Origin of the sequence: Curtobacterium sp. Curtsp57 (assembly GCF_047324335.1) — a bacterium.
In the GTDB taxonomy this organism is placed as follows: Bacteria; Actinomycetota; Actinomycetes; order Actinomycetales; family Microbacteriaceae; genus Curtobacterium.
In genome coordinates this window covers 3,632,598-3,659,162 of record NZ_CP168511.1, presented here as the reverse complement: position 1 = coordinate 3,659,162, position 26,565 = coordinate 3,632,598, and the positions used below count along the sequence as shown (strand labels likewise).

Sequence of the window (26,565 nt, the reverse complement as noted above, 5' to 3'; positions counted from 1 at the left end):
ACAGGATCGCTGTCGTACGACAACGTGTCTGTCGCTACCGCGCGGCTGCAACAGTTGCGGACGCGCAGGAACGACACGATCGCTGTCGTACGACAACGACGATGTCGCTCCCGCGCGCGTGCAAGGACCCGACTGTCAGCCGACTCGCGCGACTCGGACGTCGATCCGAGCCAGCACGAGACCGTTGCGCGCCGCCTCGGCGAGGGCGGCGTCGTGCACCGCTCGTGCGACCTGCGGCGCGGGGACGACACCGTCGGTCCCGATGACGACGCGGAGCACGTCACCATCGACGACGATCCGTGGCGCCGATGCCGGCGTCGTCAGGTGCCGCACGGCCCTCGCGGTGCTGCCGAGTGTCGGCTTCGCGTGGAACAGGTCGGCGACACCGGCCACCCCCAGCACGGCCGTCTCGATCGAGGCCACGGCGGACCCCGTGTCCGTCGTGTCGGACTGCACGTCCTCGTCCCGCGTCTCGCTCATCGTTCCTCCTCCGACGTCGTCTGGATCAGGTCACGGACGACCACGTCGATCGCCTCGACCACCAGGTCCGTCTGCTCGGCGAGCGCCGAGGCCACCGCGGCGCGGACCAGATCGGCGGTCGTCGGGATGGACGGGCCGGCGACGATCGCGACCTCGACGGTCACCCGCACCGGGGCCGCGAGCACGGTGACGTCGCCGTCGATCGAACAGCGTGCGACGACGATGCCCGGGACGGCGTCACCTGCTCGACGGACCAGCGAGCGGATCGCTCCCTCGGTCATGACCGGGTGTTCCGTCGCTGCCTCGGCGCGGAGCGGGACGTCGCGGCCGGATCGGGCCTCAAGCGAGATGTTCGCGAGGACACCACCGATCCACGACTCGTCGGCGGGGGCTTCTGCCAGGGCCGCCGCCTCGAGCGAGCCGAACGACACCTGCCGCAGCCGGATGATCGCTGCGAGCGCGTTCTGGCAGGCCGGTGAGTCGTCGATGTCCGGGTCGGCCGGCTGCATGCCGGCGTCGAGGTAGTCGGCGAGCTCGTCGATCGTGTGTCCGTCGAGGTCCTCCGGCTCGAGGGCGGCGAGCACCACGCGGTCGGGCTCGAGCGGTTCGGGTGCGGCGGTCATCGCCATCCCTCCATCAGACGGATCATGTTCTTCCTGGCACGGGACAACAGCCCGCGGACGGTCGAGAGCGGCACGTCGAGTTCCTCGGCGATCTCCTCGTAGCGGTACCCGAGCACTTCCTTCATCAGCCAGCACCGCCGCTGCGCGTCCGGGAGCTCGGCGAGCGCGATCTCGACGGCGTGCTCGCGGTCGCGCGCCTCGGCAACGCGTTCCGGGGCGTCGTCGGACGGGGCAGCGACCTCGAGCTCGGTGACGTCGTCGTGGTCCCGGCGCGCTCGGATGCGGTCGATGCACTTCCGGCTGAGGATCCGCATCAGCCACGCCTTCACGTGCGCGTTGTCCTGGAGGGCGTCGAGGCGGTTCCAGGCGGTGATGAAGGTCTCCTGCACGACGTCGTCCAGCTCGTCCGTCGAACCGAGTGTCCGGCGTGCGTACGCGCGGAGCAGTGGTGTGTGTCGGCGGATGAGGACCTCGAAGGCACGGACGTCGCCGTCGGCCGACCGTCCGGCGAGGACGCCGTCATCGAGGTCGACGAGTGCCGTCCTGGGTGGTGGGTGGTGCACGGTTTCCTTCTACTGGTCGGAGTTGCGAGCATGCTGCGCTCACGGATGTGACGCGTCCAGACTGCACTTCGTCACACATCTCGGGCACCCTGTTCCCATGTCGCTCGTCACCGCCGTCTGCCGCGTCGACCGCCTGCTACCCGATTCCGGCACGATCGGGATCACCGCGATCGACAAGCGTCCGGTCGACGGACCGGTCCGCGTCCGACCCCTCGGCCTCTACGCCGACGTGCAGGCGGACCGGAAGCACCACGGCGGGGAGGACCAGGCCGTCTACGCGTACGCCGACGAGGACGCCGCCCACTTCGCCGACCTGCTCGACCGTCCGATCCCCGCCGGGCTGTTCGGCGAGAACCTCCGGACGTCGGGGATCGACGTCACCGGGGCCGTGACCGGCGAACGCTGGCTCGTCGGCGACACCCTGCTGCTCGAGGTCACGATCCCGCGGATCCCCTGCGGCACCTTCGCCCGCCGGCTCCGCGTGGACAAGTGGGTGAAGCGGTTCACCGAGGAGGGCCGACCCGGCGCCTACTTCCGGGTGGTCAAGTCCGGACCGGTCGCGGCGGGCGACCCGATCACGGTGCTCGAGCGCCCCGACCACGGCGTCACGATCGGCGACATGTTCGCGGGGATGACCCCGGACCAGGCACGGGCCGTCCTGTCGAGCGAACGGCCGCTCGCGCCGAAGGTGCAGCGCGACGTGACGAAGGTCCTCGCCAGGGCCGCTGTCTAGACCACCCGGAAGCGGACGACCTCGACCAGGTCGTCGTCACGCAGCTGTGGGTAGTGCCCGGTGAGCCCGTCGCGCAGCGCCGCCACGTCGCCGGCTCCTTCGTCCCGGGCATCGGCGTCGTCGATCTCGCGGACGCGCTTCACCGTCACGGAGTCGACCACGGCGTCGGCGGTCACGAACCCGTCGGCGTGCTCGTCCTCGAACACGAACGTCGTCGGGCCGATGCCCTGCGGATCGCGGAACCGGATCGTCGCGGTCTTCCGTCCAGTCAGCACGTCGTCGTGGTACCGCCCGGCGAACCGCACGACCCGCTGAGCACGGGCGTCCGGCCAGTCGTAGGCGCCGGGGAGCAGATCGCGCACCGGGGTCCCCACCGGGTCGTCGTCCCCGTCTCCCGGCATCAGCACCATCGCCTGGGACTGCAGGTCGAGCAGCACCTGGCGGCACCGACCGCACGGCGGGATGACCCCGCGTCCGGCATCGGCGACCGCGACGATCGTCATGATCGGGTCGTCGGACACCGCTGCCGCGGCACCGAGGACGGCGAGTTCCGCGCACGGGCCTCCGGTGAAGTGCGAGACGTTCACGGCCGTGTGCACGCGGCCGGACAGGTCCATCGCAGCCGACGCCACGGTGTGGGTGACGTCACCGCCGAGTCGTTCGGCCACCGCCGTCGCGGCTTCGAGCACGGTCCGGTCGTTGCGCCACTGCATGGCCACAGCCTGCCAGATGCCCCGGCGCCGTCAGTCCGACCCGCGTCGGCGTGCCGGATCGATGGGCCGCTTCACCACGGGCAACCCCGCGACCACGAGCTCGTAGGCGTTCGCCACGAGGTCCTCGACGACGGTCTCGTCGATGCCGTCCCCTGGCGCGAGCGTGATCCAGTGCCGCTTGTTCATGTGCCACCCCGGCGTGATCTCCTCGTGGTCACGGACCAGTGCGGCGCCGTGCGGCGGCGCGCACTTGAGGTTCACGATCGGCACCCCGCGGAGCTCGGACGTCATCACGAACATCTTGCCGACGACCTTGTAGACGAACGCGCCTTCGCCGAAGGGCTGGGTCTCCTCGGTTGCCGGCAGCGCCAGCGCGGTGCGGGCAGCGACCTCGTGCAGCTCCGTGCCGTCCATGCCCCCAGCATGCCCCACACCGCCGACAGCACCCCGTTCTGGGGTGCGACGTCGCGGCACGACGCTGCCTACGATCGCTCCTGCCGCATGCCCGATGCGGCGATCTCGATCCAGGGGGAACCATGCGCGTCATCCGTACCATCGCCGTCGCTGCGGCCACCACCGTCCTCGCCGGGACGGTCGCGCTCGGCGGCGCGACCTCGGCGCAGGCGGCCACCACGACGTACAAGAACTGCGACGCCGTCCACAAGGCCTACTCCGGTGGCATCGCGTTGAAGGCCACGAAGGACAACACCGTGCGGTCGGGCGGCAAGGTCACCCACCGTGCGTTCAAGGGCACGGTGAAGAAGGACGACGCGCTCTACAACGCCAACAAGAAGCTCGACGCTGACGCCGACGGCATCGCCTGCGAGCTGAGCTGACCCGAGCGCCTACAGCGTCGGGACGCCCTCGCCACCGGACCGCGGACGGGCGGTGCCGGCGACCCCGGTGACGACCGAGTGCGGCGGGACGTCCTTCGTCACGACGGTGTTCGCGCCCACGACGGAGTCGTGCGCCACCGTGATGTCCCCGATCAGCGACGACCCTGCGCCGAGTACCACGCGGTCGCCGACGGTCGGGTGCCGTTTCGCGCCGGGGCCGTGCGCTCCCCCACGACCGCCGAGCGTCACGCCGTGGAACACCAGGACGTCGTCGCCGACGACCGCGGTCTCCCCGATGACGACACCCATGCCGTGGTCGATGAAGAACCGTCGCCCGATGCGTGCCCCCGGGTGGATCTCGATGCCGGTCAGGGCGCGGGCGGTCTGCGCGACGACCCGCGCCGCGAACCGGGAGCCGGGCAGCCCCTCCGCGATCCACAGTTTGTGGGCGAGCCGGTAGGCCCAGATCGCGTGCAGCCCCGAGTAGACGACGGCGTTCTCGAGGTCCCCGCGAGCAGCGGGATCACCTCGGCGTGCTGCGGCGAGGTCCTCCCGGACGGTCCGCAGCACGCCACGTCGGCGATGCGTCACGCAGTGAGCCCTTCGAACAGCACGGTCGACAGGTAGCGCTCGCCGGTGTCGCACACGATGGCGACGATGCGCTTGCCCGCGTTCTCCGGGCGCGCGGCGATCACGAGCGCGGCGTGGATGATCGCACCGGACGAGATGCCGGCGAGGATGCCCTCCTGCGTCCCGAGGTCACGGGCGACCCGCAACGCGTCGTCGAGCTCGACGTCGAACACCTCGTCGATGACGGACTGGTCGAGCACCTCGGGGATGAAGTTGGCACCGATGCCCTGGATCTTGTGCGGGCCGGCCTTGCCCTCCGTCAGCAGCGGGGAGTCCTTCGGCTCGACGGCGACGACCTGGACGCCGGGCACACGCTCCTTGAGGACCTGCCCGACACCGGTGATCGTGCCGCCGGTGCCGACGCCCGCGACGAACACGTCGACATGTCCCTCGGTGTCGCGGAGGATCTCCTCGGCGGTGGTCTTCCGGTGGATCGCGGCGTTCGCGGCGGTCTCGAACTGGTGCGCCAGGATCGCGCCGGGCGTCTCCTCGACGATCGACGCGGCCTTGGAGACCGCACCCTTCATGCCCTCCGGCCCCGGGGTCAGCACGATCTCGGCACCGTACGCTCGGATCAGGGCACGACGTTCGACGCTCATCGTCTCCGGCATCGTGATGACGACCCGGTACCCACGAGCGGCCCCGACGAGCGCGAGCGCGATGCCGGTGTTGCCGGACGACCCCTCGACGATCGTGCCGCCCGGCTTCAGGTCCCCGGATTCCTCTGCCGCGTCGATGATCGCGACGCCGAGGCGGTCCTTGACGCTGGCGCCGGGGTTGTAGAACTCGAGCTTCGCGAGGACCTCTGCCCCGCCTTCGGCTGGAAGCCGGTTCAGCTTCACCAGCGGGGTGTTGCCGAACGCCTGGGAGATGTTGTCGTAGATGGTGCCGCTCATCCGGTCCGTCCTCACTCGGGTCGAGTCCGCGACCCTTCCTGGAGGCGCGGTGTGCGCCCGATCCTAGCCACCGGACCCGACCCGGCCCTGTCCATGACGCGCCCCACCCACCCAGGTCGGCTCGCGCCTCCAGTCGGTCCCGCCGTGGCGACAGCGCGGCTGCCCTCACGACCGCTCGTTCTCGCTTCCGCTGAGCGCTCGACGCAGATCGGCTCCGACGGCAGCGCGCGCTGGACCTCCGGCGGCAGTCGTAGCTCCGGGACGGCGTGCCCTCCCTGACGTACTCGACGACGGCGCGCGGCACGGAGGCGATCATGCCGGTCGCGCACGTCATGGACCGCACGGTGTACGGACGGCAGCAGGACTGGGAGGACAGCCCCGACGGCTGGCCGCAGTTCCCGACGTACGGCTGACGCGCTAGACGTTCAGCGCGAAACGGTCATCGGTGGCCTCGAGCACGCGGAGCACGTTGCCGCCGGCCAACGCCTCGAGGTCGGACGCACCCCATCCGCGGCGCGACAGCTCCTCGGCGAGCACCGGGTAGCGGGAGACGTCCCGGACGTCCGGTGGCAGCACGGGGGTGCCGTCGTAGTCGCCGCCGATGCCGATGTGCGCGGCTCCTGCGACGTCCCGGGCGTGCTCGACGTGGTCGGCGATGTCGGACACCGTGACGAGGGGCCCCTCGCCCACGGAGCCCGCCTCTTCCCAGTCCGCCCATGCCCGCGACACGAACTTCGGCACGAACGTGATCATCACGACGCCGCCGTTGTCGGACAACCGCGCGAGGACGTCGTCCGGGACGTTCCGCGGGTGGTCGTTCACGGCGATCGTCGAGGAGTGGCTGAAGACGACGGGCCGGGTGGCCACGTCGAGGGTGTCCCGCATCGTGGACGGTGCCGTGTGGGAGAGGTCGACGAGCATGCCGATCCGCTCCATCTCCGCCACCACCTGTCGGCCGCGGTCGGTCAGTCCGCCGTGGGCGCGGGCACCCGTCGCCGAGTCGGCCCACGGGGTGTCGTCGTTGTGCGTCAGGGTCATGTACCGCACGCCGAGCCGGGCGAAGTCGCGGAGCACGGCGAGGTCGTCCCCGATGGAGTGGCCGCCCTCGGCGCCGAGCAACGACGCGATCCGTCCCGACGCGACGGCGGCCCGGACCTCGGCGGCGGTGCGGGCGAGCGCGAGGTCGTCCGGGTACCGCGCGATGATCCGGTGCGCCAGGTCGATCTGCTGCAGGGTCGTGCGAACCGGGTCGGGTTCGTCGGCGGGGACGAAGACGGACCAGAACTGCCCGACGACACCGCCGGCGCGGAGCTTCGGGATGTCGGTGTGGAGCGACGACTCCTCGGTGTCGATGCCCTCGACACCGGAGTCGTGGGACTCGCGCCGCTCCCACGGCAGGTCGTTGTGGCCGTCGATCACCGGGAACGTCACGCTCATGCGGACGACGGTACCGCGGCCTACAGTGCCCCGGTCAACGCCATCAGCCCGAGACTCGATCCGGTGACGACGACCCAGAGCACCAGCCCGAGCACGAGCGGCCGGAACCCGGCGCGACGGAACCCCGCGATGTCGGTCGAGAGCCCGATCGCGCTGAGCGCCACCGTGATGAGGAACGCCGCGACGGTGGAGATCGCGGGGTGCACGGGCCCGGGGAGGATCCCGGTGGAGTTCACCGCGGCGGCGATCACGAAGCCGGTGAGGAACCACGGCACGAGCTTCCAGACCCGCCGGAACGACCAGCGAGCCGGGGCCGTCGCCGCACCGTCGACGGTGGCCGAGGACCGCCGCCCGACCAACCACGCCAACCCGAGCACGATCGGGATGATCATCAGCGTCCGGACGAGCTTCACGACGACCGCGAAGTTCGCCGCCTGGGTGCCGTAGGTGCTCGCGGCCGCCACGACCGACGACGTGTCGTTCACGGCCGTGCCGGCGAAGAGCCCGAACGCGTGCTGGCTCATGCCGAGGGCGTGCCCGACGATCGGGAAGACGATCACGGCGGCGACGTTGAACAGGAAGATCGTGGAGACGGCGTACGCGACCTCGACCGACACCGCACCGATCACGGGCGTCACGGCGGCGATCGCCGAGGCGCCGCAGATGCCCGTCCCGACGCCGATCAGCGTCCGCAGGTTGCCGACGACGCCGAGCAGCCGCCCGACACCCCACGCCGCGAGCAGGCAGACGACGAGCGTGCCGAGCATCACCGGCAGCGACTCCACCCCCACGCGGGCGACCTCGGCGAGCGACAGCTGCGCGCCGAGGAGCACCACCGCCAGCTGCAGCACGAACTTCGAGGCCGTCGTGATCCCGGGCTTCAGCGAGTCGGCCGGACGACGCACCATGCCGATGACCGCACCGAGCACCACGCCGCTGACCGGCGCCCCGACCACGGGCAGGAACCGGCCGATGACCGTGGCGACCACGGCGATGCCGGTGGCGAGCGCGAGACCGGGGGCGAGCCTCCTGGCGGTTTCCATCGTCGATGCCACGTGACCATCCTGCACTGCGGGAGGATCGGGGCATGACCGTGTCTTCCGCATCGTGACCGAGCTCGATGCCTCACCCGAGCGCGCGTTCGCGCTGTCGCTCGACATCGGTGCGCACGAACGCTCCCTCGCCGGCACCGGGGAGCGTGCCGTGGCCGGCACGACGAGCGGCCGGATCGCGCTGGGCGAGACCGTCACGTTCCGTGCGCGGCACTTCGGCATCGTCTGGCGGCTCACCAGCCGGATCACCGCATTGGAGGCACCGCACCGGTTCGTCGACGAACAGGTCCGCGGTCCGTTCGCCCGGTTCCGGCACGAGCACCGGTTCGAGCCGTCGGGTGACGGCACGCGGATGGTCGACGAGATCGAGTTCACCGCGCCGCTCGGCCCGCTGGGCGTGATCGCCGAGCGGCTCGCCCTCGCGCGGTACATGCCCGCCCTGATCCGCGCCCGCAACGCGTCGCTGGCTGCCGAGCTCCGCGGGCCTGCGGGGTCGAATCGCGCGTAGAAGGTCGAACGTTCCGGCCCCCTCCGCGCGATTCGGCTTCCCATTGCGGACGTGATGGGTCGTTTCGGCCCGTGAGCCCGAGCCCCCGTGTCAGGAGCCGGCGAGCTCCCCGAGCGTGTCGTACGCCGCTGCGACGGCATCGACGTGTGCACGGCCGGCGGGGCCCGAGGCCTCGTAGACGTCGTTCGCGATCGCGGCGACCACGGCGAACAGCGCCGCGAGCGAGTCGAACGCGGACGGCGAGTCCACCGGGCAGAGGATCGTCGTCGCAGCGGGGGCGGCGATGACGGCGGCCGTCGGGTCCCCGATCACGACGACGTCGGCGCCCGATGCCACGCAGTGCCGCACGAGCCGGTCGATGCCCGCCGCGTGCCGCCGGACGGTGACCACGATGACGAGGTCCCGGCGATCGAGGTCGGCCACTTCTTCCCCGAGTCGCTGCCCGGGTGCCGGACCGACCCGGACGTCCGGACGGACCTGAGCGAGCTGCGCCCGCAGCTGCAGCGCGATCGGGTGCGCGCCGCGCTCCCCGAACACGAGGACCCGGCGCGCGCGCATGATGCGCCGGGCGAGACGGGGGCGTTCGGCGCGGGCGAGCGAGGCGAACGCGGCGTCGAGGTTCCGGGACTCGACGGCACGCTGGTCCACGTGCGCGGCGTCCTCAGCGGCCCAGGGCAACCCGCTGCCCCGTGCCGACATGAGTTCCTGCCGGACCTCGGCGGCGTCCTGGAACCCGAGGGACCGGACGAGCCGCGAGACCGTGGCCTTCGAGGTGCCGGACTCGGCGGCGAGCTGCGCCGAGGTCCCGACGAGCAGGAGCTCCGGGTCGTGGCGGACCATCGCGGCGACCCGGCGTTCGGCGGGTGAGAGCTGCTCCCACACGGCGTCGATGCGCCCGCGGACGTCGGGCTGGGCGGCGGTCACGAGGGCTCCGCTGCGAGGGTCGTGATCGCGGTGACGAGGGCGTCGAGCCCGAGGGCGATGTCGGCCTCGGAGACGAACTCGTCCGGGTGGTGGCTGATGCCGTCGGGGTTCCGGAGGAACAGCATCGCGACGTCGGTGACGAGCCCGAGTGACATGGCGTCGTGCCCCGCGCGGGAGAACAGCTCCATCGGCGCGGGCGAACCCGTGGCGACGATCCCGGCCCGGACGGCGTCCATCAGACGCGGCGCGCAGAACACGGCGGGGGCCCGGTGCACCTCGGTCGGCTCGACGCTGACACCGCGGCGCTCACCGATCAGCGCGAACGCCTTCGTGATCTCGTCCCACACCCGGTCGCGTCCGTCGTCGAACTCGCCCCGCAGGTCCACCGAGAAGTGTGCGAGGCCGGGGACGACGTTCACGGCACCCGGTTCGACCGTCATCGTGCCGACCGTCCCGACGTGCTGGGACGCCCGGCAGATCCGCTCGACGGCGAGTGCGGCCTCGGCGGCGGCCAGGAGCGCGTCGTGTCGGCGCTCGTACGGCGTGCCGCCTGCGTGCCGGGCCTCCCCGACGGCCTCGACCGTGAAGCGGCGGGCACTGGCGATGCTCGTGACGACCCCGAGTGCCTGGTCGGCCTGTTCGAGGTACGGCCCCTGCTCGATGTGCGCTTCGAGGTACCCGACGAGCCGCGACGGGTCCACCGCGGCGTCGCCGACACGCGATGGGTCGAGCCCGAAGTCGGTGAACGCCTGCCGGAGGGAGACCCCCTCGGCGTCGGTCAGCTCCCACCAGGCGTCGTCCCAGACCCCGGCGACCGCCGAGGACCCGAGCAGCGCCTTGCCGAAGCGCGTTCCCTCTTCGTCGGAGAACGCGATCACCTGGATGCCGAACGGCAGCGCCCCGTGCTCGGCGCGGATGCGGGCGACGGCCGCGATGCCCATGAGCACCCCGACGATGCCGTCGTACCGGCCGGCGTCCACCACGGTGTCGAGGTGCGAGCCGACGAGCAGCACGGGGGCGTCGTCCGTGGCGCCGGGGACGCTGCCGTGCAGGTTGCCGGCGTCGTCCTGCCACGTGGTCATCCCGGCGTCCTGCATCCAGCGCGCGACGATCGTGTTCACCCTGGCGTGCTCCGGCGACAGGTAGACGCGGGTGATCTGGCCCGGCGTCGCGGTGACGGCGGCGAGTTCGTCGCACCACGCGACGATCGTCGCGGCGTCGACGGTCACGGTCGTGCTCCCGCGTAGGTGTCGAGGGCCGCGTCCACGCCGCCGCCCTGCGGCACGGAGAACCCGCCGCGACGGAGCGACTGCTCGAGTGCCGAGAGCGTCGTCACGACGGCGTCCTTCCGGGCGTTGTAGCCCATCGTCCCGATGCGCCAGACCTTGCCGTGCAGGGGCCCGAACGACGTGCCGATCTCGATGCCGTGGTCCTCGAGCAGCGACGCCCGCACCGCGTCGCCCTCGACCTCGGACGGGATCGAGACCGCGACGACGTTGTGCATCTTGTGTGCGACGTCGCCGAACACCTCGAGCCCGAGGGCTTTCACCCCGGCGAGCATCGCGCGTCCGGCCAGCTCGTGCCGCGCGACGACGGCGTCGCGTCCTTCTTCGAGCAGGATGCGCGCGCACTCGTTCGCGGCGTAGAGCATCGACGCGGCTTCGGTGTGGTGGTTCAGGCGCCGGGGGCCCCAGTAGTCGAGGATCATCGCGAGGTCGAGGTAGTTCGACCGGATCGGCTCGTCGGAGACCTCGTCGCCGGGTTCGCGGATGCCGGCTTCGACGCTGCGACGACCGTCGAGGACCGACACGGCGCGCGGCGACAGGGTGAGCGGTGCGCTGCCGGATGGCCCGCCGAGGCACTTCTGCAGCCCGGCGCTGACGGCGTCGATGCCCCACGCGTCGACCTCGAGCGGGTTGCCGCCGATGGTCGCGGTGGCGTCGGTGTAGAACAGCACGCCGTGCCGGTCGCAGATCGCCCCGAGCTCGTCGAGCGGCTGGTTCATCGTCGTCGAGGTGTCACCCTGCACGATCGCGAGGACCTTCGGCTTCGTGCGCACGATCGCGTCCTCGATCACCGAGGTCGGGAACACCTGGCCCCACTCGGTCTCGATCGTGTGGACGTCCGCCCCAGCGCGCCCGGCGATCTCCGCGAGCAGGTGTCCGAAGCGACCGAACACCGGCACGAGCACGCGGTCCCCCGGCGCGAGCAGGGACACGAGCGCGGCTTCGATGCCGGCGCGCGAGGTGCCGTCGACCAGCACGGTCGCGTCGTTGACGGTGCCGAACACCTGCCGGTACAGCGCCTGTGTGTCGTTCATCGCGGACGTCATCCACGGGTCGTACTGCCCGACGAGCGGGGTGGACAGGGCACGCAGCACCCGCGGGTCGGCGTTGATCGGCCCCGGCCCCATGAGGAGTCGAGCGGGCGGGTTCACTGGCAGCATCGGTACCTCCGTTCCGTTCACGAGCATATCGGAACGATCGTTACGGCAGTGTTTCAGGGCGGGGTCTCAGAGCAGGGTCTCGGCGAGTGCGACGATCGCCCGGTCGGACCCTGCTGGTCCGACGAGGCAGACGCCGACGGGTGCACCGTCGACGGTCAGGAACGGCGCGCTGACTGCGGGCAGGCCACCGATCCCGGCCACGGCGGTCATCCGCAGGGTCGCCACCCGGGTCCGCAGCACGGCGTCACCGGTCGCGGTCCGCAACGGGGCCGGTCCCGGGACGGTCGGGAGGCACAGCACGCCTCCGCCGATCACGTCACGGACGCAGGTGCGCAGCTCCTCGAGCCGCCCACGAGCGAGCGCTTCGGCCTCCGCCGTGATCGCCGCCGCAGCGGCGAACCGTGCCGCGACGTCCTCGCCGAGGGCATCCGGGTGTGCCTCGATCCAGGCCCCGTCGTTCCGCCACGCCTCCGCCGCCTGGACCACGCGGAGGGTCTCGGCGAGGTCGTCGAGCGGTGGCAGCTCGATCCGGCGGACGGGACGGCCGGCCCGGTCGAGCCAGGCCGTGAACGCGGCGGCCGTCGCGGGCTCGACGGCGTCCAGCAGTGCGTCGCTGACGAGGAGCTCGCCGTCGTCCACCCCGACGCAGGCACCCGGCACGGACACCCCGGCGGCGGCTGCCAGCACCGATGCCGAACGGGCGACCCACCCGACCGTGTCGAAGGACTCCGCGAGCGGCAGGAGACCGTCTCGCGGGACACGGTCGTGCGTCGTCCGGAGTCCCCAGAGCCCCTGGTACGACGACGGCACGCGGAGACTGCCCGCCGTGTCGGTGCCGAGCCCGAGGTCCGCGGTGCCGAGCGCGACGGCCGACGTGGAGCCCGACGTCGATCCGCCGCCGATCCGCGTCGGGTCGGCCCCGTTCGGCGGCGACCCGAAGTGCGGGTTGCGGCCGGCGAGGGCGTAGGCGAACTCGTCCGTCCTGGCGATCCCGGTGACGACCGCGCCGGCGTCGAGCAGCGTCTGCACCGCGGACGCGGACACGCCCTCCGTCCGGGCCGAGCGTTCCCACGTCGGGTTGCCCGCACCGATGACCTGTCCCCGCACGGCGAAGAGGTCCTTCACGGCGACGCGCACCCCGACGAGCGGCCCGGCATCCGCACCGTGCACGAGCGGGTCGCCGACCACGCGCCAGACCGACCGGTCGAAGGCCTTCGGTCGACCCGTCACGTGCGCTGTCCGGATCCGCCAAACGCCGTCGGTGCGACACCACAGCTGGGTCTGCAGTCCGCGGCCACCACCGGCGAAGTGCGACTCCCCGACGACCAGGACGGTGTCAGGGGCGAGCCGCTGGACGTCCACGGCGGCGATCGTCCTGCGTGCCACACCGCCACGACCGCACCGGAAGGCGCTGATGGCGTCGTGTCCGCGCAGCAGTCCCGAGTCGTCCCCGCGGAGCGTCCCGTCGCCCGCTTCGAAGAGGTCGTCGAGCACGGCGGTGTCGTCCCGCATCAGGGCGTCCTCGTACGCGGTGAAGGCCTGCTCGAGGCCGTCGGGCCACTCGCCGCGCACGATCACGCGCCGACCTCCGCGAAGTCGGCCTTCCGGATGGTGGCGTGTGCGCCGCACACCAGGTCCACGACCTGCGAGATCCGGAAGTCGGTCGCGGCACTGAGGTACGCGTACGCGATGTGCTCGTCGACGCCCCAGCGTGCCCGGAGCAGGGCGATCGCCGCGCGGACGCAGCGACGGACGGCCTCGTCGAGGTCCTCGTCCATGCCGGTCGGCACGAGGTACTCGGTCGTCTCGGCGATCGGACCGACGAGTTCGCCGAACCGGTCGAGCGCCGTCCTCCGCTGCACGAGATCGAGCCGGAGGACCAGCCGGAGCGACGCCTCCATCGCGGTGAGTGCGACCTCGCCGTCACCCTGCGCGAAGTGCGGGTCGCCGACGTACACGCCCGCTCCCGGCACGAACACCGGCAGGTGCAGCGTCGACCCGGCGGTGAGCAACGCGATGTCGACGTTCCCGCCGTGCGGTCCTGGTGGCACCGAGTGCGCGCGCTCGTCCGAGTCCGGTGTGACCCCGACGATGCCGGGGAACGGGTGGAGCGGGAACGTGATGGTCCGGGGGCCGCCCTCGACGACGGGCAGCCGGCCGTGGTCGACGCCGTCGCGCCGGACGACGTCCGCGAACACGGACACGGACTCCTCCGCGCGGGGCAGCTCCCCCGGCAGGGCGCCTCGGCCGTGCCGGTTCGAGATGACCCCGTACGGCACCCGCGGCATCGCCTCGAGGATCGTCACCGAGACGACGTCGCCCGGTTCCGCGCCGGCCACCGCGATCGGTCGGGAGACCACGTGCGGGCCGTCGGCGGGGTCGCGCGTCAGGGTCCTGGCGATGGCCACGGCGTCCGCGAGCACGTCGCCGGCGTCCACCCCGTGCCGACCGAAGTACGCGAGCGGGTCCTGCCCCTGGTCGGGCAGGATGCCCTCGTGCGAGACGGTGTCGACCGTCACCACGGACCCGGGCGCGACGGTCAGCGCCGGCACGTCCGCACGCGACGGCAGCCGCCCCCACAGGACGTCGTCCGGTGTCGACCCGAGTCGCGCCTCAGCCACGGGTCACCAGCTGCCCGGCCACGGACGTGGCGGTGACCCGCTGCCCGCGCAACCAGGTCTCGGTCACCCGGCCCCGAGCCTCCAGGCCGGCGAACGCGGAGACCGGGTTCCGGTGCGCCAGGGCGGCCACCTCGATCACCTCGGTGGCGGACGGGTCGAACACGGCAAGGTGGGCGAGCGCGCCCGGCGCGATGCGGCCGCGGTCGGCGAAGCCGGCGAGCGCCGCCGGCCCCGTCGTGAACCACGGCAGGATCGTCTCGAGCGACAGACCGCGACGCAGTGCCTCGGTCCAGACCGCGCGGAACCCGACCTGCAAGCCGGCGATCCCGCCCCAGGCGAGGCCCCAGTCGTCGGTCTTGAGGTCGGCGGTGGACGGCGAGTGGTCGGACACCACCATGTCGATCGTGCCGTCGACGAGGCCCTGCCAGAGCGCGTCGCGGTTGGCGTCGTCGCGGATCGGCGGGCAGCACTTGAACTCGGTCGCGCCGTCGGGGATGGTCGACGCCTCGAAGGCCAGGTAGTGCGGGCAGGTCTCGACCGTGATCCGCACGCCGTCGTCCTTCGCGGCGTGGATCATCGGCAACGCGCCGGCGTCGGACAGGTGCAGGACGTGCACCCGCGCCCCGGTCGCCCGAGCGCCGTCGATCACCTGGGCGATCGCGGACTCCTCGGCGGCGGCCGGACGGGTCGCGAGGAAGTCCTCGTAGTGCCCGCCGAGCGCCTCGTGCGGGACGAGGTGTGCGGGGTCCTCGGCGTGCACGATGAGGAGCGCGTCGATGCCTGCGACCTCCTCGATCGCGGCACGGAGCAGTGCCGGTTCGAGGTGCGGGAACTCGTCGACGCCGGACGGCGCCGTGAAGCACTTGAACCCGAAGACGCCCTGCTGGTGCATCGCGTCGAGGCTCCCGAGACTGTCGGGCACGGCACCGCCCCAGAACCCGACGTCGACGGCGACCCGCCCCTCGGCGCTCGCACGCTTCGTGGCGAGTGCCTCGACCGTGGTCGTCGCGGGGATCGAGTTGAGCGGCATGTCGATGATCGTCGTCACCCCGCCGAGCGCTGCCGCACGGGTGGCGGACGCGAACCCCTCCCACTCGGTGCGCCCCGGCTCGTTGACGTGCACGTGCGTGTCGACGAGCCCGGGGAGCAGCATGTGCCCATCCGGGATGACCTGCACGTCCGCGTCGGCGGGTGTCGCGGCGCCACCGGGCAGGACGTCCACGATCCGGCCGTCGCGCACGATCACCGTGGCCGGCCGGAACGCGCCGTCGATCCACGCGTGCTGCGCCCGGAACACGGTGCCGGTCACGCGACGGCTCCGAATTCCGCCAGCAGACCGGTGAACTGCTTGCGGGGCGGCGACGCGTACTCGCCGTGCTTGCCCGTCGACAGGCCGAGCCGCACGAGCGACTCGGCGAGCACCGTCGCCGCGGTGACCCCGTCGACCACCGGGGCACCGATCGCCCGCGAGACCTCGGCGCAGAAGTCCGCCATCCCGGCACAGCCGAGCACGACCGCGTCGGCACCGCCGGCGATCACCGCCCGGCACTCCTCGACGACGAGCGCGCGGGCACCGGAAGCGGGGTCGTCGAGCTCGAGCACCGGGACCTCGCACGCACGGATCTCGGTGACGAGCGGGGCGAACCCGTAGCGGTCCGCCAGCTCGTGCGCCCGACCGACCGTCCGCCCGAGCGTCGTCACGACCCCGAACCGACGACCGAGCATCGCGGCGGCGTGGAAGCCGGCCTCGGCGATCCCGACCACCGGGCCCGTGGCGAGTTCCCGTGCCGCGTCGAGCCCCGGGTCACCGAAGCAGGCGACGACGTACGCGTCCACCCCGTCCGACTCCCCGATCGCGATCTGCTCGAGGAGGCCGGGGACCGCGAGCGCCTCCTCGTAGTGGCTCTCGATCGAGGCGGGACCCATCGTCGGGTTCACCGCCTCGACGATGGTCCCGGGGCCCGCGACGGCCGACGCAGCAGCGCCGACCGTCCGGGTCATCGAGGTGGTGGTGTTCGGGTTGACGACGCGGATGCGCATCGAGGTCCTTCCGGTGGAGCAGTGGAGCGGGTGGAGCGGTGGTTCTGTGGTGCTGTGGTGCCGCGGTTCAGGCTCGGCCGATGGCGGCGCCGTCGTCGACCGTGGGGTCGTCGGCGTCCAGGACCGGCATGCTCGGCCGAGCACGCTCGAGTGCCCAGAAGACCACGAGACCCAGGCCGCAGCCGATGAACCAGCTGTAGTTGCTCAGCCACGGCAGGACGCCGAGGGCCGGCGGCAGCACCGCGCTGGCGACCGAGACCACGCCGGTGCCGACGAGCGTCCAGATGGCGTTCGGGTTGAAGCCCCCGCGGTACCAGTACCGTGCGGCGGTGTCCTTCGTGTACATGTCGTCGACGGCCACGCGCTGCTTCGACACCAGGTAGTACCCGGCGATGAGGATGCCGAACAACGGGCCGATCAGGGCACCCAGCACGCCGAGCGTGTAGAGGATCGCCTGGTCGTTGCCGTACCAGTTCCACGGGGTGAGGAGCACGGAGCCGACAGCGGCGATCATGCCGCCCATCCGCCAGCTGATCTTCCGCGGGGCGACGTTCGAGAAGTCGAACGCGGGGCTGATGAAGTTCGCGACGATGTTGATGCCGACCGTCGCCGTGACGAACGTGAGGCCGCCGAGCAGGATCGCGAACGGGGCGTCGATCGCCTGGACGGTCTCGATCGGGTCGGTGATGAGCTTGCCGAACACCGGGACGGTCGCGCTGGCGCACAGCACGGTGAGGATCGAGAAGAAGAGGAAGTTGACCGGCAGCCCCCACATGTTGCCGCGCTTGACCGCCTGGAACGACTTGCCGTAGCGGGAGAAGTCGCCGAAGTTCAGCATCGGGCCGGAGAAGTAGCTCACCACGATCGCGATCGCCGACAGCATCACCGGGATGCTCGCACCGAACGACAGCGGCTCCCCTGCCGAGAGGTTCAGCGAGATGTTCCCGATGCCCGCACGGCTCACCAGGTAGATCGCCAGCGCGATCATCACCACGTACACCGCCGGGCCCGCCCAGTCGATGAACTTCTTGATCGCCTCCATGCCCATCGAGAACAGGGCCGCCTGCGCCACCCAGAGGATCGCGTACGAGATCCACCCGAGCGCCGAGAGGCCGAGGAACGAGTGCTCCAGCAGGCCGGCCGACGCGGGGATGAACTTGAGGAAGATGATGTTGAGCGACTGCGCGGCCAGGAACGTCTGCACGCCGTACCAGGCCATCGCGATGAGGCCGCGGATGATGGCGGGGACGTTGGCTCCGAGGACGCCGAACACCGCGCGGTTGATCACCGGGTACGGGACACCGGTGCGCTGGGACGGCTTCGCCACCAGGTTCGCGAAGACCTGCACCACGAGGATGCCGACGACGAGTGCGATGAGCACCTGCCAGCTGGCGATGCCGAGTGCGAAGAGCGAGCCGGCGGTGACGTACCCGCCGACCGAGTGCACGTCGGACATCCAGAACGCGAAGATGTTGTAGCTCGTCCACGACTGCTTGCGGAGCGGAGCGAGGTCCTCGTTGGTGAGGGCCGGGTCGTACCCGGGCTTGACGACGCCGGCGCCGGCGGGGGCATCCAACGTGACGGGGGCGTGGGGCGCTGCGACGGGTGCCGCGGTCTCTGTTGCCATGGCGTCCTCCGATGGGAGTGGGAAGCGGGGGCGGTGCTTGCTTGTGCAGAAAGCTACGGACCGCGTTCGTCCCCACCGTTTCCCCCGTGTAACGACCGTGTGACGCGACACCGGTCCTGAAACGCCCGTTCCAGCGCCAGGAACCTGCACAGGAGTGTGCAGGAAGATGGCGACATGCATGACGCGATCCGGTACGTCGCCATCGGCGACAGCTTCTCCGAGGGGATCGGCGACGACGGTGCCGTCCCGTTCCCGGGCTGGACCGGCCGACTCGCGAGCGGCATGGCCCGGGAGCTCGACGCGGACGTCTCCTACGCCAACCTCGCCGTGCGCGGACGGCTGCTCGCCGGGGTCCTCGACGGGCAGCTCGACGTAGCACTCGCGCTCGACCCGGCGCCGACGCTCATCACGTTCTGCGCCGGCGGCAACGACCTGCTGCGCCCGCGGTTCGACGTCCGGACGCTCATCGACCCCCTCGAGCGCGCCGCGGCGAAGGTCCGCGACCGGGGCATCCGTCTCGCGCTCCTGAGCCCGGCGGACCCGAGCGCCGGGCTCCCCCTCGGGCACCTCATCAACTCCCGCGGCGACGCGTGGGCCGATGCCGTCGCCGACCTCGCCGATCGTCACGGCCTGCCCTTCGTCGACGTCTCCCGTGACCCGCACCTGAAGCGTGCCGAGTTCTGGTCCGCCGACCGGCTGCACATGAACCCGTCCGGACACCAGCGCGTCGCCGAACTCGCCCTGCACGCGATCGAGGACGGCCCGGCACCGACCGAGCCCGCACCGGCGCGGACCGGACCGAAACGCATCGCCGAGGAACTCCGCTACTACCGCGAGCACGTCCTGCCCTGGGTGCAGCGGCGCGTGACCCGGCGGTCGTCGGGCGACGGGCGATCCGCGACGTTCCCGGACTGGACACCGGTGCGCTAGGGGCCCACCCGCTTGCACCCTTCGATGCAAGTCCGGCAGGACCCTCCCTCTGCGGGTCGTCCGGCGCTCCCGCGATTCCTAGCGTCGAGGGCATGACGAACACCCAAGTCCAGGGCATCCGCGGCGTCGTCGCCCGGTACCCGATCCGCACGTTCTTCACCCTCGCGCTCGCCCTCAGCTGGCTCGCGTGGATCCCGTACATCCTGTCCCCGCACGGGCTCGGCGTCTGGGACCTCCACTTCCCGGAGTTCCTCGGCACCGCCCAGTTCACCGGGGTGCTCCCGGGCGCACTGCTCGGCCCGCTCGGCAGCGCCTTCCTGGTCACGGCGCTCGCCGACGGCCGCGCCGGACTCCGCCGCTGGGTCGGGCGGCTCTGGCGGTGGCGGGTCGCGTGGCCCTGGTACGCCCTGGCGCTCGTCGGTGTCCCGGCCGTGATCGTCGCGTCCGGCCTGCTGTTCTCCGGCGGCCAGGTCCAGGCGCCCTCGTGGACGGCCGTGGCGATGCTGGTGCCGGGGCTCGTCATCCAGCTGTTCACGACCGGACTCTCCGAGGAACCGGGCTGGCGCGACTTCGCGCTCCCCCGGCTGCAGTCGAAGGTGGGTCCGCTGGGAGCCGCAGCGGTCCTCGGGCCGGTGTGGGCGCTCTGGCACATGCCGCTGTACCTCAGCGACTGGGGCGGCTGGCCGAACGCGCACTGGACGGAGCCGCTCGTCTTCGCGGCCTTCACGATCACCTTCAACGTCGTGATGATCTGGGTGTTCAACCGGACGGGCGAGAGCCTGCCGCTCGCACTGCTCCTGCACGTCGGCGTGAACAACACGATCAGCACACTGTGGGCCGACATGTACCCGGGCATGACCGCCGGGACGATGATGGCCGGCCTGACGATCCTGTCCACGATCGCCGCCGTCGCGATCCTCGTCACCACCCGCGGCCGGCTCGGGCTCCCGCGACGACGCCCGGACGCCGAGCCGACCGAAGCCCCCGCACGCGACGCCGCCCTCGTAGGATCGAACGATGGCACCCGCTGAGGCCCGCGCACGCCGGACGGACGTCCTGATCGCGGTGGGCACGGCAGCCCTCGCGATCGGACTGCAGTTCGGGCTCCCACCCCTCGACCGTGCCGATCCGGACGGCACCGGGTACCGCTACCCGGACGTCCTCAGCTGGCCGTGGATCGTACTCGCGGTCGGCATGCTCGTGCAGTCCGCCGTCCTGCTCCGCGCCCGTCGCGCACCACGCACCACGCTGCTGGTCACCGCGGTCCTGCCCGCCGTCCTCGTCCTGATCGCACCGAGCACCCTGTCCGGTCTCGCGATGCTGCCCGTCGTCGTCGCCGTGGTCCTCGCAGGGCTCCGGGTCCCGCTCGCCCGGCTCTGGCCGACGCTCGTCGCCACCGTCGTACCGATCGTCGTCACGCAGACGGTCTTCGCGTTCTCGGTGCTCGGCGCCGGACAGGCGAGCGTGGCGACCGGACTGGCCACCGGGATCGCCATGGGCGTCCTGCAGGCCGTCGGCGCGATCGGGCTGCCGATGCTCGTCGTGCTGGTGGTCCGCTCCCGCCGGGACGTCCGTGCGGCCCGCACCGCGGAGGCCACCGCGGTCGACCGGCAGCAGGACGCGCAGGTCGACGCGGCCATCGCCCGGGAGCGTGCGGCGATGGCACGGGAACTCCACGACATCGCCGCCCACCACCTCTCCGGCATCGCGCTCATGTCCGCTGCGATCGACCGGCAGATCGACAGCGACCCGGAGCGCGCCCACGAGGGCGTCAGGCAGGTGCGGGCGCAGAGTACCGCGGTGCTCGACGACCTGCGGCGGCTCGTGGGGCTCCTCCGCGAGGACGCCCCGGCCGAACGGCTCGTCGAGACGGTCCCCGGGATCGTCGACCTGGTCGAACGGTCCCGGCACCGCGGCACCGTCGAGCTCGACGTCCGCGCCGGCTCCGACCGTCGGCCCCTCGGTGACGGCGTCGGTCCGCTGGCGCAGCTCGCCGCGTACCGCACGGTGCAGGAGGCCCTCGCGAACGCGGCCATGCACGCCCCGGGCGCGCCCTGCACCGTCCGGATCGACGACCGGACAGCCGACCACCTCACGATCCGCATCGAGAACGGCCCGGCGACGGCCCGCGTCCCGGACAGCTCGGCCGCCGGCGGGAACGGCCTGCGCGGCATGCGGGAACGGGCGGAGCTCGTCGGTGCACGCCTGCAGGTCGGCCCGTCCGACGACGGCGGCTGGCTCGTCGTGCTGGGACTCGATCGGGAGACCAGGTGAGCGAGGTGATCCGCGTCCTCGTGGCCGACGACCAGCCCCTCGTGCGCGCCGGTGTCTCCGCGCTCCTCGACGCCGAACCCGACATCGAGGTCGTCGCGGTCGCCTCCGACGGCGCCGAAGCACTCGAACTCGCCAGGACCACCGCACCGGACGTGGCGTGCCTGGACATCCGGATGCCCGTCCACGACGGCATCACGGTGGCGCGGGAACTCTGCGGTCCCGGCGCGGACCCCGTCATCCCGGTGCTCGTGCTCACCACGTTCGACCTGGACGACTACGTGTTCGGCGCGCTCGAGGCCGGTGCGAACGGCTTCCTGCTCAAGGACGCCGAACCGGACGTCATCGTCGGCGCCGTGCGGCAGGTGGCGGCCGGGAACGGGACGCTCGACCAGGCGCTGACCCGCCGCGTCCTCCGGGAGTTCGTCTCCCGTCGCCGGCTGCAGCCCGTCACGGGCGACCGCGCGGACGAGGTCCTCACCGCTCGGGAGCGGGACGTCCTGCTGCTGCTCGCGCAGGGGATGTCGAACGAGGACATCGCCACGGCACTGGTCGTCGAGGTGTCAACCGTGAAGTCGCACCTGGCGCGGATGCTCCCGAAGCTCGGTGTCCAGTCGCGGCTGCAGGCCGTCGTCTGGGCCTACCAGAACCGGATCGTCGCGATCCCGGCACCCGATCAGCGCGACGCCTGACGCGTCGCCCCCGGCGCGTGGCGCCGACCGCCGGACGGGAGGCACGGTGCGGGCCCGCACCGTGCCTCCCGTCCGCAGGATCCACGCGGGAACCCGCAACCCTGCTCGCTGAGGCTTGTCGCGACGGGCCGTGGCGGCTCCGCTGGGTGCTTGCAGGTTCCGCCGATGGCAAGGGAGACGGCCAGATGACGACCACCGCACCACGCGCACGCACCCGCACGTCCAGCGCCCGACGTGCCGATCACGCCACCGTCGTCCCGTCCGTCCGCGGGATCGACCACGTCGGACTGACCGTGCCCGACATCGACGAAGCCACGGACTTCTTCGTGTGCGGACTCGACGCGACCGTCCTCTACGACCGGTTCCTGCGGGCCGAACCCGTCCGAGTCGGCGCCGACGTCCAGCAGCGGCTCGGGATCCCGCACACGATGGCGCAGGGGGCGCTCCGGATGCTCGCGTTGCCGAACGGGCCGGGGCTGGAGCTCTTCGAGTACCACGGGCCCGATCAGCGACCGGCGGCACGCGCCAGCGACCTCGGCTGGCAGCACGTCGCGTTCTACGTCGACGACCTCGACCACGCGCTGGTGCGCCTGGAGACGGCCGGCGGGCACCGCTACTCCGAGCCGCGGGACCTCGGCGGGGTCGAGAGCGGTCACGGGAACCGGTTCGTGTACGTCGGGACGCCGTGGGGGTCGACGCTGGAGCTGATCACCTACCCGACGACGCAGCCGTACGAAGCGCACGCGCCGCGCCCGAAGTGGCGGGCCTGACCCCTGGCGCGCATGGGAGGCGGAATCGCGCGTCGGAGGTCGAATCGCGCGTAGGAGGTCGGATCTTCCCGCCACCAACGCGCGATCCCGCTTCCCATTCGGCGCGCCATGGGAAGGAACGTGCGCGGGATGCTCCGTCAGTGCCGCTCGGTGACGTAGGTGCGGGTGACGATGCCGGTCACGGCGTGCGGGAACTCCGTCCCGGTCGGGCGGAAGCCGCCGGCCTCGTACAGCCGCACCGCACGGTCGTTGTCGGCGAGCACGTGCAGGGCGACCCGGGGGTGCCCTGCCGCGGCAGCCGCTCGCAGGGCGGCGGTGAGGAGCGCTCGTCCGCAGCCACGGGTCTGCACGCCGGGGCGCACCGCGAGCAGCGAGAGGTAGGCGGCGTCGGCGGGGTCCGTGGGGCGGCCGCTGCCAGGTGCGGTGAGCAGGGCGAAGCCGTCCGGTCGCCCGTCGTCGCCGGGGACCACCAGGCACGCGACCCGTGGCGCGCGGAACTTCTCCTCGGCGCGGGCACGGACCGCGACCAGGACGGGATCGAGGTCGACCGTGGCGGGCGCGGTTCGTCCGTCACGGTGGGCGACCGCCGCGACCCAGAGCTCGACGCAGTCGTCGATCTCCGCGGGCCTCGCTTCGCGGACGAGGGCGGAGGACTCGATCACCCGGTCAGCCTACGACCGCGTCACTCCCGATCCGGTAGCCGGCACCGCGGTGCTCCTCCGGCAGACGGTCACCGCGCCCGTGCAACTTGTGCCGGAGCGACCCGGCCTCGTAGCCCTCCGGGTAGGCGCCGCGCGCGCGGAGCTCCGGGACGACGAACTCGATGACGTCCTCCCAGGTGCCCGGTGTGACCGCGTAGGCGAGGTTGAAGCCGTCGACGTCCGTCTGCTCCTGGATCTCCTGCAGCTGCGTCGCGATCGTCGCTCCCCCGCCGACCGCGACCGGGCCGAGCCCGCCGATCGCCGTGTGCCGCGCGAGGTCTCGGATCGTCCAGGCACTGCCGTCCTCGCCGGTCGCCGCGGAGATGTTCGCAGCGGCCGACTGGATGGCGTTCGACTCGACGTCGCCGAGCGGCTCGTCGAGGTCCCACTGCGACAGGTCGACGCCCATCCAGCCCGAGTTGAGCACCAGCGCACCGAGCTCCGATGCGTAGGACAGGTAGTCCTCGTACTTCGCCTGCGCCAGCTCGTCCGTGGCATCGGTGATGATCGTCAGCAGCGTGTAGATCTTCGCGGCGTACCGGTCGCGGCCAGCTGCTTCGAGTGCGTCGCGGATCTTCGTCACCGTCGCGGCGAGCTGCGGGACGGTCGGGGCGCCGACGAAGATCGCCTCGGCGTTCTCGGCGGCGAACGCGATCCCGCGGGGTGATGCCCCGGCCTGGTAGATCACCGGCGTGCGCTGCACCGACGGCTCAGACAGGTGGATGCCCGGGACGTCGAAGTGCTTGCCGTGGTGCTCGATCGGGTGCACCTTCGCCGGGTCGGTGAAGACACCGGTCTCGCGGTCCTCGACGACCGCGTCCTCTTCCCACGACCCCTCCCACAGCTTGTAGAGGACCTCGAGGTACTCGTCGGCGACGTCGTACCGGTCGTCGTGGCTGAGCTGGTCGGTCTGTCCCATGTTCCGCGCGGCACTCGGCAGGTACCCGGTGACGACGTTCCAGCCGACGCGGCCCTTCGTGAGGTGGTCGAGCGTCGAGACGCGGCGGGCGAAGGGGTACGGGTGCTCGTAGGCGGTCCCCGCGGTGATCCCGAACCCGAGGTGCTCGGTCACCGACGCCATGGCGGAGACGAGGAGGATCGGGTCGTTCACCGGGACCTGCGACCCCGTCCGGAGCGCTGCCTCGTTCGAGTCGCCGTACACGTCGTACGTGCCGAGGACGTCGGCGATGAAGATGCCGTCGAAGGCGCCACCCTCCAGCGTCTTGGCGAGGTCGGTCCAGTACGACAGGTCGCGGTAGTTCCGGGAGCGGTCGCGCGGGTGGCGCCACAGCCCGGAGGACTGGTGCGCGACGCAGTTCATGTCGAACGCGTTGAAGCGGATCTGCCTGGTCGGGTTCGTCGAGTCCGTCACGATCGCGACGTTACGGACCGGAGGTCTGACCGTCACGCAAGGTGACGAACGATGACGTGGTGATCCGGTTCACCTGACGGTTCCCCGCTGACACCAGGCGGCGGTCAACGCGATCGTCGTGCCGAAGGCCTCGAGCCCCGGGCGGTTCAGGAACGCGTGGCGCGTCCCGGCGAGGACGTGGTGCTCGACGTCGATCCCCGCGGCAGCGAGCTCCGCCGCGAACAGGTCACCGGACGCCCGCATGTTGTCGTGTTCGGCGTTGACGACGAGCGTCCGCGGGAACGCTCCGACCTCGTGCCCGCCGGGGAACGCGAGACGATCGGCGAGCGCATCCCTCGACCCCGCGTAGTTGCGGTTCATCACGTCCAGCGCCCACGGCGCGTGGGTGATCCGGCGGTGCCGACGAGACCGCAGTCGGGTGTCCCGGCTCCTGGGGTGTGTGGCGTGGAAGAAGCCGTACGCGAAGACGGCTCCCACCGGAGGCACGCCCTCGTCCGTCGCGCGGAGTGTCGCGGCCGCCGCGAGGCACGCGCCGGCGCTCGCTCCGCCGAGGACCACGCCGCCGGGTGATGCGGCGTGCACCTCGTGGTACGCGGCGAGCACGTCGTCGAGGGCCACCGGGTAGCGCGGCCGCGACGTCGCCCACCCGGTACCCGGCACCGGCGCCAGACGGTAGTCGACGGTGGCGACGGTCACGCCCTGCGCGGCCAGGGACCGCGCGACGTCGTGTGCCTCTGGTTGCTCGAGGCCGCCCCGGAAGAACCCGCCCCCGTGCAGCCAGAGCAGCGTCGGCCCGCCTGGCGTTCCGACGCCCGGCACCGCGCCGTACCAGCGGATCGGAACCGCGCGCCGGTCCGTACCCGGGTTCGTGCCGACGGGGTCTGCCATGCGATCACCTTGGCAGAACAGCGGTCGTCGGAGCGAGCAGGGTCAGCGCACCCGTTTCACGAAGGGGTCGACGGCCGCCCAGGTCGCATCCGGGGCTTCGAGGTGCGGGAGGTGGCCGGCTGCGTGGACCTCCGCGAACTCCGCACCGGGGATCGCGCGGGCGACGGCGCGACCGTACGACGGCGTGACGATGCGGTCGCTCTCGCCGAAGACGACGAGCGTCGGCACGGTGATCGTCGCAGCGCGGTCCAGGAGGGTCGGGTCGCCCATCCCGCGGCCCGCGAGGACCGCCATCGTGCGTCCGTTCGACTGCTGCACGGCTCGCTGCTCCGCTGTCAGACCGGCGGGGTCGACGTAGCCCCGCTCCGGGTCGTGCCACGCCGCCTCGGCGAGCCCGCGGGCGTCCAGCGTGAAGAAGTCCGCGATCGGCTCACCGTCGACGACGGCTCCGACGCCGTCGATGTCCACCATGGCGCCGATCACCCCCGCGTACCGTTCGCTGCCCGCCGCCGCGATCGCCATCTCGAGCGCGAGCCACCCGCCGATCGACGAGCCGACCACCACGACCCCGCGGGCGCCGCTGGTGACCAGTTGCTCCAGGTACACGCCGGCCAGGTCGGCGACGGAGGTCACGTCGTCCGGGAGCGCGGTGCCGTTCCAGCCGGGGTGGGTCGGCGCGAGGACTTGCATGGTCGCGGCGAGGTGGTCGACGATCGGGACGACCGTCTGCGGACCGCCGCCGCCGTGGAGCACGAGCGCGATGGACCCGGTTTGTCCAGTGGTCATCAGATACCTATCTCAACATGTTTATC

At 72.0% G+C, this 26,565-nt stretch carries 30 protein-coding genes; 9 read left to right on the top strand and 21 right to left on the bottom strand.

Annotated features, from left to right (window positions below; translation table 11 throughout):
• Positions 1 to 135 precede the first annotated feature (135 nt).
• Genes ACEN9V_RS17570 through ACEN9V_RS17560 form a run of 3 tightly spaced genes read right to left on the bottom strand, consistent with a single transcriptional unit; the run spans position 136 to position 1,666 of the window.
• Positions 136 to 480 carry a hypothetical protein gene (locus tag ACEN9V_RS17570; RefSeq protein WP_413601396.1) on the bottom strand — a complete coding sequence of 115 codons (345 nt, stop codon included), beginning with the start codon at positions 478 to 480 and terminating at the stop codon, positions 136 to 138.
• On the bottom strand, positions 477 to 1,103 hold the full coding sequence (locus tag ACEN9V_RS17565) for a hypothetical protein (RefSeq protein WP_413601395.1): 627 nt from the start codon (positions 1,101 to 1,103) through the stop codon (positions 477 to 479). The genes ACEN9V_RS17570 and ACEN9V_RS17565 overlap by 4 nt, the downstream gene beginning before the upstream one ends.
• A complete protein-coding gene (locus tag ACEN9V_RS17560; protein WP_413601394.1) occupies positions 1,100 to 1,666 on the bottom strand; it encodes an RNA polymerase sigma factor in 567 nt (188 codons plus the stop codon). Before ACEN9V_RS17560 ends, ACEN9V_RS17565 begins: the two co-directional genes overlap by 4 nt.
• A 97-nt stretch (positions 1,667 to 1,763) precedes the next feature.
• On the opposite strand from ACEN9V_RS17560, the gene ACEN9V_RS17555 reads away from it, so the two are divergent.
• Entirely contained in the window at positions 1,764 to 2,399 is a 636-nt protein-coding gene (locus tag ACEN9V_RS17555; RefSeq protein ID WP_413601393.1) for an MOSC domain-containing protein, read from the top strand.
• On the opposite strand, the gene ACEN9V_RS17550 is transcribed toward ACEN9V_RS17555, so the two are convergent.
• The gene (locus ACEN9V_RS17550; RefSeq protein ID WP_413601392.1) at positions 2,396 to 3,112 is read right to left on the bottom strand and encodes an ASCH domain-containing protein; all 717 of its coding nucleotides are present in this window, start codon (positions 3,110 to 3,112) and stop codon (positions 2,396 to 2,398) included. The two genes, ACEN9V_RS17555 and ACEN9V_RS17550, sit on opposite strands and share 4 nt — an antisense overlap.
• 30 nt (positions 3,113 to 3,142) lie before the next feature.
• Positions 3,143 to 3,526: an MmcQ/YjbR family DNA-binding protein gene (locus ACEN9V_RS17545; RefSeq protein WP_413601391.1), complete on the bottom strand. Its 384-nt coding sequence runs from the start codon at positions 3,524 to 3,526 to the stop codon at positions 3,143 to 3,145.
• Between the two features lie 122 nt (positions 3,527 to 3,648).
• Between ACEN9V_RS17545 and ACEN9V_RS17540 the strand changes: the two genes are divergently transcribed.
• Positions 3,649 to 3,948 carry an excalibur calcium-binding domain-containing protein gene (locus tag ACEN9V_RS17540; RefSeq protein WP_281265247.1) on the top strand — a complete coding sequence of 100 codons (300 nt, stop codon included), beginning with the start codon at positions 3,649 to 3,651 and terminating at the stop codon, positions 3,946 to 3,948.
• Between the two features lie 9 nt (positions 3,949 to 3,957).
• Here ACEN9V_RS17540 and epsC read toward each other — a convergent pair whose 3' ends face one another.
• Together epsC and cysK are read right to left on the bottom strand one after the other, a co-directional pair.
• Complete coding sequence (gene epsC, locus ACEN9V_RS17535) at positions 3,958 to 4,539, bottom strand: serine O-acetyltransferase EpsC (RefSeq protein WP_281265248.1); 582 nt, start codon at positions 4,537 to 4,539, stop codon at positions 3,958 to 3,960.
• The gene (gene cysK / locus ACEN9V_RS17530; protein WP_413601390.1) at positions 4,536 to 5,474 is read right to left on the bottom strand and encodes a cysteine synthase A; all 939 of its coding nucleotides are present in this window, start codon (positions 5,472 to 5,474) and stop codon (positions 4,536 to 4,538) included. The genes epsC and cysK overlap by 4 nt, the downstream gene beginning before the upstream one ends.
• Positions 5,475 to 5,740: 266 nt before the next feature.
• Between cysK and ACEN9V_RS17525 the strand changes: the two genes are divergently transcribed.
• Positions 5,741 to 5,887 (top strand): DUF899 family protein, encoded by a 147-nt coding sequence (locus tag ACEN9V_RS17525; protein WP_413601389.1) that lies wholly within the window; start codon positions 5,741 to 5,743, stop codon positions 5,885 to 5,887.
• A 4-nt stretch (positions 5,888 to 5,891) separates the two neighbouring features.
• Here the strand turns inward: ACEN9V_RS17525 and ACEN9V_RS17520 are convergent, their stop codons facing one another.
• Positions 5,892 to 6,911, bottom strand: a complete 1,020-nt coding sequence (locus ACEN9V_RS17520) for a dipeptidase (RefSeq protein ID WP_413601388.1) — start codon at positions 6,909 to 6,911, stop codon at positions 5,892 to 5,894.
• A 20-nt stretch (positions 6,912 to 6,931) separates the two neighbouring features.
• Positions 6,932 to 7,966, bottom strand: coding sequence for a YeiH family protein (locus ACEN9V_RS17515; RefSeq protein WP_413601387.1), 1,035 nt, complete (start codon positions 7,964 to 7,966; stop codon positions 6,932 to 6,934).
• A 52-nt stretch (positions 7,967 to 8,018) separates the two neighbouring features.
• Between ACEN9V_RS17515 and ACEN9V_RS17510 the strand changes: the two genes are divergently transcribed.
• Positions 8,019 to 8,471: an SRPBCC family protein gene (locus ACEN9V_RS17510; RefSeq protein ID WP_413601386.1), complete on the top strand. Its 453-nt coding sequence runs from the start codon at positions 8,019 to 8,021 to the stop codon at positions 8,469 to 8,471.
• Positions 8,472 to 8,561: 90 nt separating this feature from the next.
• Here ACEN9V_RS17510 and ACEN9V_RS17505 read toward each other — a convergent pair whose 3' ends face one another.
• The 8 genes from ACEN9V_RS17505 to ACEN9V_RS17470 form a co-directional block, all read right to left on the bottom strand.
• Entirely contained in the window at positions 8,562 to 9,395 is an 834-nt protein-coding gene (locus tag ACEN9V_RS17505; protein ID WP_281265255.1) for a MurR/RpiR family transcriptional regulator, read from the bottom strand.
• Positions 9,392 to 10,624, bottom strand: a complete 1,233-nt coding sequence (locus tag ACEN9V_RS17500) for an allantoate amidohydrolase (RefSeq protein ID WP_413601385.1) — start codon at positions 10,622 to 10,624, stop codon at positions 9,392 to 9,394. Before ACEN9V_RS17500 ends, ACEN9V_RS17505 begins: the two co-directional genes overlap by 4 nt.
• Positions 10,621 to 11,841: a pyridoxal-phosphate-dependent aminotransferase family protein gene (locus ACEN9V_RS17495; RefSeq protein WP_413601384.1), complete on the bottom strand. Its 1,221-nt coding sequence runs from the start codon at positions 11,839 to 11,841 to the stop codon at positions 10,621 to 10,623. Before ACEN9V_RS17495 ends, ACEN9V_RS17500 begins: the two co-directional genes overlap by 4 nt.
• A gap of 66 nt (positions 11,842 to 11,907) precedes the next feature.
• Positions 11,908 to 13,419 carry an AtzH-like domain-containing protein gene (locus ACEN9V_RS17490; protein WP_413601383.1) on the bottom strand — a complete coding sequence of 504 codons (1,512 nt, stop codon included), beginning with the start codon at positions 13,417 to 13,419 and terminating at the stop codon, positions 11,908 to 11,910.
• Positions 13,416 to 14,462 carry an acetamidase/formamidase family protein gene (locus ACEN9V_RS17485; protein ID WP_413601382.1) on the bottom strand — a complete coding sequence of 349 codons (1,047 nt, stop codon included), beginning with the start codon at positions 14,460 to 14,462 and terminating at the stop codon, positions 13,416 to 13,418. Before ACEN9V_RS17485 ends, ACEN9V_RS17490 begins: the two co-directional genes overlap by 4 nt.
• The gene (allB, locus tag ACEN9V_RS17480) at positions 14,455 to 15,771 is read right to left on the bottom strand and encodes an allantoinase AllB (protein ID WP_413601381.1); all 1,317 of its coding nucleotides are present in this window, start codon (positions 15,769 to 15,771) and stop codon (positions 14,455 to 14,457) included. The genes ACEN9V_RS17485 and allB overlap by 8 nt, the downstream gene beginning before the upstream one ends.
• A complete protein-coding gene (locus ACEN9V_RS17475) occupies positions 15,768 to 16,502 on the bottom strand; it encodes an aspartate/glutamate racemase family protein (protein WP_413601380.1) in 735 nt (244 codons plus the stop codon). Before ACEN9V_RS17475 ends, allB begins: the two co-directional genes overlap by 4 nt.
• Positions 16,503 to 16,569: 67 nt before the next feature.
• Entirely contained in the window at positions 16,570 to 18,129 is a 1,560-nt protein-coding gene (locus tag ACEN9V_RS17470; protein WP_413601379.1) for an NCS1 family nucleobase:cation symporter-1, read from the bottom strand.
• A gap of 174 nt (positions 18,130 to 18,303) precedes the next feature.
• Between ACEN9V_RS17470 and ACEN9V_RS17465 the strand changes: the two genes are divergently transcribed.
• The 5 genes from ACEN9V_RS17465 (at position 18,304) to ACEN9V_RS17445 (ending at position 22,792) form a co-directional block, all read left to right on the top strand.
• Positions 18,304 to 19,059: an SGNH/GDSL hydrolase family protein gene (locus ACEN9V_RS17465; RefSeq protein WP_413601378.1), complete on the top strand. Its 756-nt coding sequence runs from the start codon at positions 18,304 to 18,306 to the stop codon at positions 19,057 to 19,059.
• Positions 19,060 to 19,151: 92 nt separating this feature from the next.
• Positions 19,152 to 20,090: a type II CAAX prenyl endopeptidase Rce1 family protein gene (locus ACEN9V_RS17460; RefSeq protein ID WP_413601377.1), complete on the top strand. Its 939-nt coding sequence runs from the start codon at positions 19,152 to 19,154 to the stop codon at positions 20,088 to 20,090.
• Complete coding sequence (locus ACEN9V_RS17455) at positions 20,077 to 21,333, top strand: sensor histidine kinase (RefSeq protein WP_413601376.1); 1,257 nt, start codon at positions 20,077 to 20,079, stop codon at positions 21,331 to 21,333. The genes ACEN9V_RS17460 and ACEN9V_RS17455 overlap by 14 nt, the downstream gene beginning before the upstream one ends.
• A 5-nt stretch (positions 21,334 to 21,338) precedes the next feature.
• Complete coding sequence (locus ACEN9V_RS17450) at positions 21,339 to 22,022, top strand: response regulator (protein ID WP_413603082.1); 684 nt, start codon at positions 21,339 to 21,341, stop codon at positions 22,020 to 22,022.
• 185 nt (positions 22,023 to 22,207) lie between these two features.
• Complete coding sequence (locus tag ACEN9V_RS17445) at positions 22,208 to 22,792, top strand: VOC family protein (RefSeq protein ID WP_413601375.1); 585 nt, start codon at positions 22,208 to 22,210, stop codon at positions 22,790 to 22,792.
• 137 nt (positions 22,793 to 22,929) lie between these two features.
• On the opposite strand, the gene ACEN9V_RS17440 is transcribed toward ACEN9V_RS17445, so the two are convergent.
• The 4 genes from ACEN9V_RS17440 to ACEN9V_RS17425 form a co-directional block, all read right to left on the bottom strand.
• Positions 22,930 to 23,454 (bottom strand): N-acetyltransferase family protein, encoded by a 525-nt coding sequence (locus tag ACEN9V_RS17440; protein ID WP_413601374.1) that lies wholly within the window; start codon positions 23,452 to 23,454, stop codon positions 22,930 to 22,932.
• A 4-nt stretch (positions 23,455 to 23,458) separates the two neighbouring features.
• Positions 23,459 to 24,865: an LLM class flavin-dependent oxidoreductase gene (locus ACEN9V_RS17435; RefSeq protein ID WP_413601373.1), complete on the bottom strand. Its 1,407-nt coding sequence runs from the start codon at positions 24,863 to 24,865 to the stop codon at positions 23,459 to 23,461.
• A gap of 69 nt (positions 24,866 to 24,934) precedes the next feature.
• Positions 24,935 to 25,753 carry an alpha/beta hydrolase gene (locus ACEN9V_RS17430; RefSeq protein WP_413601372.1) on the bottom strand — a complete coding sequence of 273 codons (819 nt, stop codon included), beginning with the start codon at positions 25,751 to 25,753 and terminating at the stop codon, positions 24,935 to 24,937.
• A gap of 42 nt (positions 25,754 to 25,795) precedes the next feature.
• Positions 25,796 to 26,539, bottom strand: coding sequence for an alpha/beta fold hydrolase (locus ACEN9V_RS17425; protein WP_413601371.1), 744 nt, complete (start codon positions 26,537 to 26,539; stop codon positions 25,796 to 25,798).
• Positions 26,540 to 26,565: the final 26 nt, after the last annotated feature.

What these genes read in the sequence shown, in the direction of transcription:
- ACEN9V_RS17425 (WP_413601371.1), bottom strand. Translation starts at nt 26,539, where the DNA reads ATGACCACTGGACAAACCGGGTCCATCGCGCTCGTGCTCCACGGCGGC.
- ACEN9V_RS17470 (WP_413601379.1), bottom strand. Translation starts at nt 18,129, where the DNA reads ATGGCAACAGAGACCGCGGCACCCGTCGCAGCGCCCCACGCCCCCGTC.
- ACEN9V_RS17465 (WP_413601378.1), top strand. Translation starts at nt 18,304, where the DNA reads ATGCATGACGCGATCCGGTACGTCGCCATCGGCGACAGCTTCTCCGAG.
- ACEN9V_RS17550 (WP_413601392.1), bottom strand. Translation starts at nt 3,112, where the DNA reads ATGCAGTGGCGCAACGACCGGACCGTGCTCGAAGCCGCGACGGCGGTG.
- ACEN9V_RS17570 (WP_413601396.1), bottom strand. Translation starts at nt 480, where the DNA reads ATGAGCGAGACGCGGGACGAGGACGTGCAGTCCGACACGACGGACACG.
- ACEN9V_RS17445 (WP_413601375.1), top strand. Translation starts at nt 22,208, where the DNA reads ATGACGACCACCGCACCACGCGCACGCACCCGCACGTCCAGCGCCCGA.
- cysK (WP_413601390.1), bottom strand. Translation starts at nt 5,474, where the DNA reads ATGAGCGGCACCATCTACGACAACATCTCCCAGGCGTTCGGCAACACC.
- ACEN9V_RS17565 (WP_413601395.1), bottom strand. Translation starts at nt 1,103, where the DNA reads ATGACCGCCGCACCCGAACCGCTCGAGCCCGACCGCGTGGTGCTCGCC.
- ACEN9V_RS17430 (WP_413601372.1), bottom strand. Translation starts at nt 25,753, where the DNA reads ATGGCAGACCCCGTCGGCACGAACCCGGGTACGGACCGGCGCGCGGTT.
- ACEN9V_RS17455 (WP_413601376.1), top strand. Translation starts at nt 20,077, where the DNA reads ATGGCACCCGCTGAGGCCCGCGCACGCCGGACGGACGTCCTGATCGCG.
- ACEN9V_RS17545 (WP_413601391.1), bottom strand. Translation starts at nt 3,526, where the DNA reads ATGGACGGCACGGAGCTGCACGAGGTCGCTGCCCGCACCGCGCTGGCG.
- ACEN9V_RS17475 (WP_413601380.1), bottom strand. Translation starts at nt 16,502, where the DNA reads ATGCGCATCCGCGTCGTCAACCCGAACACCACCACCTCGATGACCCGG.
- ACEN9V_RS17555 (WP_413601393.1), top strand. Translation starts at nt 1,764, where the DNA reads ATGTCGCTCGTCACCGCCGTCTGCCGCGTCGACCGCCTGCTACCCGAT.
- ACEN9V_RS17460 (WP_413601377.1), top strand. Translation starts at nt 19,152, where the DNA reads ATGACGAACACCCAAGTCCAGGGCATCCGCGGCGTCGTCGCCCGGTAC.
- ACEN9V_RS17540 (WP_281265247.1), top strand. Translation starts at nt 3,649, where the DNA reads ATGCGCGTCATCCGTACCATCGCCGTCGCTGCGGCCACCACCGTCCTC.
- ACEN9V_RS17495 (WP_413601384.1), bottom strand. Translation starts at nt 11,841, where the DNA reads ATGCTGCCAGTGAACCCGCCCGCTCGACTCCTCATGGGGCCGGGGCCG.
- ACEN9V_RS17520 (WP_413601388.1), bottom strand. Translation starts at nt 6,911, where the DNA reads ATGAGCGTGACGTTCCCGGTGATCGACGGCCACAACGACCTGCCGTGG.